Origin of the sequence: Azospirillum sp. B4 (genome assembly GCF_000333275.1) — a bacterium.
Lineage (GTDB): Bacteria > Pseudomonadota > Alphaproteobacteria > Azospirillales > Azospirillaceae > Nitrospirillum.
This window is the reverse complement of record NZ_BACU01000006.1, coordinates 1-9351: the sequence shown is the minus strand read 5'-3', so window position 1 is coordinate 9351 and position 9351 is coordinate 1. Positions and strand designations below refer to the sequence as shown.

Genomic DNA, 9351 nt, shown 5'->3' with positions numbered 1-9351 from the left:
TTATTGCGCGCGCCGTGCTCTCCATGGCCAGGTCGCGCAGGCCATCGCCGGTGCGCTGGAAATCCAGGAAGCGCAGCACGCCGCCGGGGGCCAGCAAGCGCGACGCCTCCGTGAACACCGCCGGCAGCACATCGTCCGGCACCTCATGCACGAACATGGTGGAGGTGACGAGGTCGGCGCTCCCCTCCTCCAGCCCCGTGGCCACCGCGTCGGCCTGGCGGAAGCGAACGGCCAGCTTGCGCTCGCTGGCGCGCCGGGCGGCCAGCTCCACGCAGGGCAGCGCCAGGTCCACGCCGATGACCTCGGCCTCCGGGTGGGCCTGCTTCAGCGGCCAGGCGGACTTGCCGAAACCGCAGCCGAAATCGACCATGCGGCGGTAGGACCGTTTGGGCAGCGCCGTGTCGACGAACAGGCGATGAAAGGCGTAGTCGTCATTCTCCCCCAGCATCACCAGCCGGGCGCCCATCTCATAAATCCGGCCGGCCAGGTCGTGGGACCACACGCCACCCGGCTGCACGTGGATATCCCAGTCGGTGTACCAGTCCGGCAGGACCAGGTTGGGGTCCACCTCAACCGTCGCCGGCCCGTCCGGCGCCGGCTTCAGCGCGCCTTCCCTGACCACCGCGTCGGACACCGCCCGCCACAGCATCTTCTGCGATCCGCGTTCCAGCCACGAGAACCACGGATAAGTTGGCAGCCCGTGCACCAGCGGCGTCAGGCTTTCGGGGTCGTTCACTGGCGCCGGGGTTGGCGCCACGGCGTCGAAATCGGCCCGCAGGCGGGGATAGACCGTTCCGGCCCAATGCCGCCGCAGGCTCAGCACAAAATCCAGAGCAGCCCTGTCCTCAATGGCCAAAGCCATGATACTGCCTCCATATTTATCGTTATTTTCTTATCGCCGGCCCGCTTACGGTGGGCCGACCAACTCTATCCATTCGCCGGCCGCCCCCCGGAAACAGGCGCTGGTGCCGCCGCCAGGCAGCAAGGCCGGGTAGGTCGCCAGCCCCGCGAGGGCGCTGGCGTCATCCACCGTGAAACTGACCATCGCCATGCCGGGCGGCAGTTCGCCGGGGGCGGTGTCGCGCGGCCGGGTCACGGCCGGATAGGCATCCAACTCGATCAGGGTGCCCAAGGGCAGCTTGACCAGCCCGTGTGCGTGCTCCGTCTCCGGCGGCAGGCCGTTGGACCAGGAGATCACCTGCACCCGCGTCGACACCGACGGGTCGATGGCGTTGGCGAAACCGGCGTAGGTGGCGAACAGCGCATCCAGGTCGGGCCCGCCGGCGACGACGATGAAGACATGGCCGACGAAAGCGGCGGCCTGCGCCAGGTCCAGCCCGCTGCCCGCGCCCACCTGGGTGAGGTACAGGCACTCCCCCGCCGGCCCCAGGACCTGCATGGCGCGGATCATGGGGAAGCGCTGCAGGCTCTTGGGCGGGACGATGACGCGGAAGGTGGTTCCCTCCAGCCGGGTGGTCAGCGTGTCAACGTCCTGCACCAGGATCTCCGTGGCGTTCCAGCCATGGGTGGTCAGAGCCTGCCACCCGGCCGCCGCCGGGCTTTCCACGAAGCGCAGCCAAGCCGGCGTGCCGCAGGCCGGGGCCAGGGTCAGGTAGCGCCGCCCGGCCATGGCCGGCGCCCCCCACGCCGCCGCCGTGTCCACCGGCAGGGTGCCTTCCGCCACCGGCTGATAGCCCAGCACGGTGCCATAGGCCGCCCGGATCGCGTCCAGGTCGGGCACCACATGGGTGACGGCCCGGATGGTACCCAGTTTCGGAGCCGCTCCCTCACTCATGCTCATCCCCTTTCGCGATCATCTTTTCCACCGCCACCACACCGGCGCGGTAGGCGGGCATGCCCAGGGACAGGACGGCCAGCGCCGTCAGGCCGATCACCAGGGCCTCGATGCTCATGGCCCAGCCCAGCCGCGCCGGGTCGCCGAACAGGTCGGTCATCCATCCCACCGGCGGCGGGCCGATCAGCTGGCCGGAGACGCTGATCACCAGGTAATAGACGGCGGTGGCCTGCGACTTGATCTGCCCGGGGGCGATCAGGGTCAGGGACGCCGGGCCCGCGGCGGCGGCCATGGCTTGGCCGACGAAGGCGAAGAACAGGGCGGCGATGGCCAGCGGGGCTGACGGCATCATGGGATAGGCCGCGAACCCCGGCACCGCGATCAGCAACCCCACCAACAGGGCCCGCAGGGTCGCGTCCTTGCGGCCCAGGCGGATCCAGCGGTTGGTCAGCCAGATCCCAAGGCCGGTGCCCAGCGGGCCACCGGTCAGGAACAGGATGCCGGTGGCGATGCCCATGTCCCGGACGTTCCAGCCGAAACTGCGCTGGAACAGTGTGGCGTTCCAGAAGGCCAGCGACCCCATGGTGACGCAGGCCGCGGAACCGACGAACAGCACGCCGAAGGTGCGCCACCGCTTCAGGATGAAGCGCAACGCCTGGGCGATGGACGCCTGGCCGCCGCGCAGGCCGCTGTCGGCGTCCACCGCCCGATCCTGGCGCTCAGGCTCGGCGAAGGTGAACATCAGCAGGGCCAGCATCAGGCCTGGCAGGCCGACGATCAGGAAACTCAACTGCCAGGCATGCAGCTCACCCAGCAGGGGCACGGTCGTCACCGGCAGGCCGGCGATGGCGTGCACCAGGGGGCCGCCCAGCAGGAAGGCGATGCCCGCCCCCAGGAAGGTCCCCGACATGAAGACGCTGAGCGCCCGGGCCCGCCGCTGGCGGGGGAAGCGGTCGCTGACCAGCGACACGGCGCAGGGGGCGATCGCCGCCTCCCCCAGCCCGACGCCCAGACGGGCGGCGAACAGGGCCGGGAAACCCCGGGCAAGGCTGGCGGCGGCCGTCATGCAGCACCAGATGGTGATGCCGGCGGCCAGGATGCCGCGCCGGCTGAACCGATCCGCCATCCAGCCCATGGGGCACCCCATGAGAACGTAGAACACGCCGAACGCCGGCCCCAGCAACAACCCCACTGGAAATCGCTCAACCCCAGATCGGTCTTGATCGAGTCGATCAGCAGGCTGGGCAAAAAGCGGTCAATGTAGGAGACGACCTGGGCTGCTGTGAGCAGGATTACCATGTACCAGCCCGATGGAAGCGCTGTGCGAACCTTGCCAGCACAGGACCCAACTGCCTTCCCGTTTATGAAAGCACTGTTCATTCCCCGTGCTCCCCATTTGTTAGCCCTAAGGTTATGGAAATATCGCATGATGACAAACGATATGATCTGACCCTATATGTGAATAGTTTTCACAGTATGAATCAGGGACCGCGCCCATGCCGACGCTCCCCTCCATCCAGACCCTGCGGGCGCTGGACTCCGCCGCCACCCACGGCAGCTATTCCGCCGCGGCGGATGAGCTGGGCCTGACGCATGGCGCCATCAGCCACCGCATCCGCGAGTTGGAGGAGCGGCTGGGCATCCCGCTGTTCCGCCGGGTCGGTCGCGGCATGGCCCCCACCCGTGAGGCCGTGACCATCATCGCCCATGTGCGCCAGGCCCTGGCGATCCTGGAGCGCGCCTTTCCCGACCGGCGCCATGCCGATGGCGGCCGCCTGGTCATCAGCATCCATCCCGCCCTGGCCACCCGCTGGCTGCTGCCCCGGCTGCGGGGCTTCACCCGGATCATGCCGCAGGTGTCGGTGGAAATCCGTTCCACCGCCGACCTGGAGGAATTCCTGGTGCCGGGCATCGACCTGGCCATCCGCTATGGCGCCGGCGACTGGCCCAATTCCGTCAGCCAGCGCCTGGGGGGAGAGGTGCTGTTCCCCGTCTGCTCCCCCGAGTATCGCGACCGCCTGGGTCTGGAGACGCCGGAGGACCTGGCGCGCTGCACCATCCTGCGCCACGGCTGGCAAAGCTGGTCCGCCTGGCTGCGCGTGGCGGGCTTGCGCCTGCAGGAACCGACGGCCGGGCTGACCTTGTCCGACAGCTCCATGCTGATCGAGGTGGCGAGCAGCGGCCAGGGCGTGGCGCTGGCCGGCAGCCTGATGGTGCAGGAGGAGATCAGCCGGGGCCGCCTGGTGCGCCTGTTCGACGTCCAGGCGGAGGACATCTACGGCTACTACCTGGTATGGCAGGCCGGCACAGCCCTGAGCGCCAGCGCCCTCGCCTTCCGGTCATGGGTCACCGACTGCTTCAACGACACCCAGGCGGAGATCGCCGCCCCGGTGGGGGGGGAGGCCATAGACCGCCCTTGAGATGGGTCAATGTGCCGCCGGGGCCGGCGCGGCACACTCAGGACAGCTGGCGACCCGGCTCCATGCCCCCGGCGTGGACAGGCCGCTTCATGGAAGAGGGCCGGCACGATGATCAAGGAAATTCTGGTCCATCTGGATGGCAGCGACGACGACGAGAGCCGGATCCTCCATGCCGATCGCCTGGCGATCATGCACGGGGCCCACATCCGCGGCCTGCATTTCAACATCCAGCCGGAGGCGCCGGTAAGCGTCTCCCACTACACGGTCCGGCGTGACCGCCTGGCCGAGCACCTGCGCGAAGCCAAGCTGCAGCGCCACCTGGTTGAACATGCGCTGGAACTGCGGCTTGAGCGGCTGGCCGGCCCCCATGCCTTTTACCGTTTCGACTGCACGGCGGCGGAGGTGCCCGCCATCGTCGCCACGCAGACACGGACGGCCGACCTGCTGGTGGTGCGCACGCCCTATCGCGTGGCGGAGCCCGACCGCGCCAGCGAGATCGTGGAGGCGGCGTTGTTCGGCTCGGGCCGCGGCGTCTTCGTCATCCCCGAGAAGGCCCCCACCAACCTGCCGCCGCTGGATACCATCCTGGTCGCCTGGACCGACAGCCGCGAGGCGGCGAACGCCGTCACCCAGGCCATGCCCTTCCTACGCCGGGCGTCGCGCGTAATTATCGCCGTCGTCGACAAGGGCACACCGGTGGACGATGGCCAGTCGGTCAGCGAGTTGGAGCGGTACCTGGCCCAGCACGGCATCACGGCGGGCATCCGCCGCCTGGGCAAGACCGACGATATCGCCGCCGCCCTGTTCACGGAGACGGAGAAGACCCGCGCCGGCATGATCGTCGCCGGCGCCTACGGCCATTCGCGGCTGCGGGAATGGGTGCTGGGTGGCGTCACGCGCGACATCCTGACCAAGACGCCCGTCCCGGCCCTGCTGGCGCACTGACGCCAACCCGGCCATCCGACCAACCTCTCGAAGGAAGACCATCATGAAGGCGCTTGTCTATCAGGGTCCCGGCCGCAAGGCGTTGGAACAGCGGCCCAAACCTGAAATCAAGGATCCCGGCGACGCCATCGTCCGGATCACCAAGACCACCATTTGCGGCACCGACCTGCACATCCTGAAGGGCGACGTGGCGACCTGCGCGCCCGGCCGCATCCTGGGTCACGAGGGCGTGGGGGTGATCGATGCCGTCGGCCCCGGCGTCACGGTGTTCAAGCCCGGCGACCGGGTGCTGATCTCTTGCATCACCGCCTGCGGCACCTGCGACTATTGCCGCCGGGGCATGTATTCCCATTGCCGCACCGGCGGCTGGATCCTGGGCAACACCATCGACGGCACCCAGGCGGAATACGTGCGCATCCCCCACGCCGCCACCAGCCTGTACCCCATCCCCGAGGGCGCGGATGAGGAAGCGCTGGCCATGCTGAGCGACATCCTGCCCACCGGCTTCGAGTGCGGGGTGCTGAATGGCAAGGTGGCGCCGGGCGCCACCGTCGCCATCGTCGGATCCGGCCCCATCGGCCTGGCGGCGCTGCTGACCGCCCAGTTCTATTCCCCGGCGGAAATCATCATGATCGACGTCGACGACAACCGGCTGGAGGTCGCCCGCCGCTTCGGCGCCACCCGCACCCTGAACAGCGCCGAGACCAACGTGGCCGAGGCGGTGAAGGCGTGGACCGACGGCATCGGCGTGGACACGGTGATCGAGGCCGTGGGCATCCCCGCCACCTTCGAGCTGTGCCAGGACCTGGTGGCGCCCGGCGGCACCATCGCCAACGTGGGCGTGCACGGCCACAAGGCCGACCTGCACCTGGACCGGCTGTGGGCCCAGAACATCGCCATCACCACCCGGCTGGTGGACACCGTCAGCACGCCGATGCTGTTGAAGACGGTGCAGTCGCGAAAGCTGGATCCCGCTGTGTTGATCACCCACCGCTTCACGCTGGACGGAATCCTGTCGGCCTACGACACCTTCGGCCATGCCGCCGACAACCGCGCCCTGAAGGTGATCATCACCTCCTGACACCGGAGCCAAGGCCTCGCGGCCGGCGCGGGTGTCAGGGGACGAGAACGGCGGCCCCCCGCACCCGCCCGGCCCGCAGGTCGGCCACCGCCTGGTTGGCCTGGGTCAGGGGATAGGTCGTCACCGCCGGATGGACGCCGGCCAGGGCGGCGGCGTGCAGGAAGTCCAGCGCGTCGGCCCGGGTCAAGTTGGCGACGGACACCAGTTGCCGCTCCCCCCACAGCCATTCATAGGGGAAGGACGGGATGTCGCTCATGTGGATGCCGGCGCACACCACCCGCCCCCCTTTGCGCACCGCGCGCAGCGCCGCCGGCACCAGGGCGCCAACAGGGGCGTAAAGGATGGCGGCGTCCAGCGGCTCCGGCCCCGGCGCGTCGGACGGACCGGCCCAGGTCGCCCCCAGGGACAGGGCGAATTCCTGCGCCGCCAGGTCATCGGGGCGGGTAAAGACGAACACCTCCGCCCCCTGCCACCGCGCCACCTGCAGGATGATGTGACCGGCGGCGCCGAAGCCGTAGATGCCCAGCTTGCGATGCGGACCCGCCATGACCAGCGAACGCCAGCCGATGAGGCCGGCGCACAGCAGCGGGGCGGCGGCGGCATCGTCCAGGTCGATGCCGTCCAAGGGGTAGACGTAGCGCGCCTCCGCCACCGCGTGGGTGGCGAAGCCGCCGTCGCGGGTGTAGCCGGTGAAGCCAGGATGGTCGCACAGGTTCTCATGCCCGGACAGGCAATAGGGGCAATGCTGGCAGCTGTGTCCCAGCCAGCCCACCCCCACCCGCTGCCCCAGGCTCAGCCCCAACACCTCCGCCCCCAGGCGATCGATCACACCCACGATCTCATGCCCGGGTATACGCGGCAGGCCGCCCGGTGGCAGTTCCCCATCGATCAGGTGAAGGTCGGTGCGGCACACCCCGCACGCCCGGACGGCGATGCGCACCTCCCCGGGACCGGGTTCGGGATCAGGCCGTTCCACCTCGTCCAGGGTGCCGGACGCACCCAACACCATGGCGCGCATGAGGTCAGCTCCGCTTGGGTTCACTGGTGATTGTCCAGCAGACACCCACCGCCACGGCCCCGCATTGATCCGCCGCAAACCCCGACCCTTCCCTCCATTTCTTGATTCATCCCAGGGCGTCCAGCCGGTGCTCACGACCTCATGGGGGCCTGACTGAAACCCATGGGATGGAGGTTCTGATGGCACGCGTCGCTTTGGTCACGGGTGGGATCACCGGCATAGGGGCGGCGATCAGCCTGGCCCTGCGGGCCGCCGGCCATACGGTTGTGGCGACATATCTCCCGACGGAAGAAGCCACGGCGGTGGCTTTCCACCAAGCCACGGGACTGCCCACGGCCGCCTGGGACGTCGCCGACTTCGCCGCCTGCGCGGATGGTGTCGCCCAGGTCACGGCCAACCATGGGCCGATCGACATCCTGGTCAACAACGCCGGCATCACCCGCGACGCCATGCTGCACAAGATGACGCTGGAACAGTGGCGGGCCGTCATCGACGTGGACCTCGGCGGCTGCTTCAACATGTGCCGGGCGGTCATCGAAGGCATGCGGGAACGCCGCTTCGGCCGCATCATCAACATCAGCTCCGTCAACGGCCTGTCGGGCCAGGCCGGCCAGACCAACTATGCCGCCGCCAAGGCCGGCTTGATCGGCTTCAGCAAGGCGCTGGCGCTGGAGGGGGCGTCGCGCAACATCGCGGTGAACGTGGTGGCGCCGGGCTACACCAAGACCAGCATGGTCGACGCCGTTCCCGCCGACATCCTGCAGGGCATCGTCAACGGCATCCCCGCCAAACGCCTGGCCCAGCCGGAGGAGATCGCCCGCGCCGTGGTGTTCCTGGCGGCCGAGGAGGCCGGCTTCATCACCGGCGAGACCCTGTCCGTCAATGGGGGTAAGTACATGCAATGACCGGTAATCGACCGGCCGCGACACCCCCGCCGGCCTAACGCCGACGGGGGGATCGGCAGGATCAGACGGGATTCCGCCCGATGAAGAACTCACGGAACGGATCCATGCTGGGCTTCAGGCCGGCATCGACCAGGCCCTTGCGCAGGGCGGCCATCTGCGGGTCGTGGATGCGCTGGGTGGGCATGCGCAGCGGACCGCCGTTGTAGCCCTGCAGCCAGCCCTGGAACTTNCCAGGCTGGGCGNTGATGAAGTTGCCGCCGTGCATCTGGGCCGCCAGCGCGCCCTTGATCTTGCGGGCGGGGTGCAGCTGCCAGTAGATGGCCGTAGCCTCGTCGAACCTGCCCTCGCGCAGCAATTTGAAAACCTGCGGGATCAGGGGGCCGTAGTATTCATGGTCACTGGGCCTTCCATCGCGTCCGGCAGCCAAGTATGCAGGCCCAGCTGGGCCGACTTGCCCATGGCGCCGACGAACAGCAGCAGGCAGGCGCAATCCAGCGCGGACACGTGCCAGCCCAGGAAGTTGAAGGTGGCGTGCGCCTTGGAGGCGGCGGCCGGGAAGATAGCGCTGAACTCGACGCTGCCGAAGATGATGAAGATGGAGAAGATGCCCAGGGCGAAGCCGAAGTCGCCCACGCGGTTCACCAGGAACGCCTTCATGGAGGCGTCGTTGGCACTCTTCTTCTCGAACCAGAAGTTGATCAGCAGGTAGGAGGCGACACCGACGCCCTCCCAGCCGAAGAACATCTGCAGCAGGTTGTCGGCCGTCACAAGCATCAGCATCATGAAGGTGAACAGGCTGAGATAGGACATGAACCGGGGCTTGTCCGGGTCATGGCTCATGTAGCCGACGGAGTAGATGTGCACCATGGTCGACACGCCGTTGACCACGATCAGCATGACCGCCGTCAGGGTGTCGACGCGCAGGGCCCAATCGACATGGAAGGCGCCGCTGGCCACCCAGTTGGCCAGGGTGACGACCTGCGCGTGGCCGTTGATGGCCACGTCGACGAACAGGTGGATGGACAGACCCAGCGCCACCAGCATCGCGGCGCAGGTGACGAGCTGCGAGCCCCGGTCCCCGATGCGGCGACCGAAGAAGCCGGCGATGAAAGACGCCAGAAGCGGCAGGAAGATTTGCTGCGATACGGCCATGGCGCTCAACCCCTTCATCAGTTGATGTCCTCAAC

The 9351-nt window shown here is 68.4% G+C and carries 8 protein-coding genes and 1 pseudogene; 4 read left to right on the top strand and 5 right to left on the bottom strand.

The genetic code is table 11. The features are described 5' to 3' along the window. From I55_RS00145 to I55_RS00135, 3 genes are all read right to left on the bottom strand, one after another. A partial coding sequence (locus tag I55_RS00145; protein ID WP_044558369.1) for a class I SAM-dependent methyltransferase occupies positions 1–862 on the bottom strand: 862 nt, incomplete at its 3' end. A 45-nt stretch (positions 863–907) separates the two neighbouring features. Next, positions 908–1795 carry a hypothetical protein gene (locus I55_RS38880; RefSeq protein WP_148293498.1) on the bottom strand — a complete coding sequence of 296 codons (888 nt, stop codon included), beginning with the start codon at positions 1793–1795 and terminating at the stop codon, positions 908–910. Beyond that, positions 1788–2987, bottom strand: a complete 1200-nt coding sequence (locus I55_RS00135) for an MFS transporter (protein WP_148293497.1) — start codon at positions 2985–2987, stop codon at positions 1788–1790. Before I55_RS00135 ends, I55_RS38880 begins: the two co-directional genes overlap by 8 nt. Before the next feature lie 304 nt (positions 2988–3291). Here I55_RS00135 and I55_RS00130 point away from each other — a divergent pair, with 304 nt between their 5' ends. The 3 genes from I55_RS00130 (at position 3292) to I55_RS00120 (ending at position 6241) form a co-directional block, all read left to right on the top strand. After that, positions 3292–4215 (top strand): LysR substrate-binding domain-containing protein, encoded by a 924-nt coding sequence (locus I55_RS00130; RefSeq protein ID WP_049973682.1) that lies wholly within the window; start codon positions 3292–3294, stop codon positions 4213–4215. 108 nt (positions 4216–4323) lie between these two features. Beyond that, a complete protein-coding gene (locus I55_RS00125) occupies positions 4324–5160 on the top strand; it encodes a universal stress protein (protein ID WP_044558367.1) in 837 nt (278 codons plus the stop codon). A gap of 43 nt (positions 5161–5203) precedes the next feature. Beyond that, positions 5204–6241 (top strand): zinc-dependent alcohol dehydrogenase family protein, encoded by a 1038-nt coding sequence (locus I55_RS00120; RefSeq protein ID WP_044558366.1) that lies wholly within the window; start codon positions 5204–5206, stop codon positions 6239–6241. A 34-nt stretch (positions 6242–6275) separates the two neighbouring features. On the opposite strand, the gene I55_RS00115 is transcribed toward I55_RS00120, so the two are convergent. Further along, positions 6276–7259, bottom strand: a complete 984-nt coding sequence (locus I55_RS00115) for a zinc-dependent alcohol dehydrogenase family protein (protein WP_044558365.1) — start codon at positions 7257–7259, stop codon at positions 6276–6278. Positions 7260–7438: 179 nt separating this feature from the next. Between I55_RS00115 and phbB the strand changes: the two genes are divergently transcribed. After that, a complete protein-coding gene (phbB, locus tag I55_RS00110) occupies positions 7439–8164 on the top strand; it encodes an acetoacetyl-CoA reductase (protein ID WP_044558371.1) in 726 nt (241 codons plus the stop codon). Positions 8165–8551: 387 nt separating this feature from the next. Here phbB and I55_RS00100 read toward each other — a convergent pair. Next, positions 8552–9316 (bottom strand): annotated as a pseudogene (locus I55_RS00100) (proton-conducting transporter membrane subunit); the annotation flags it as partial. Positions 9317–9351 lie beyond the last annotated feature (35 nt).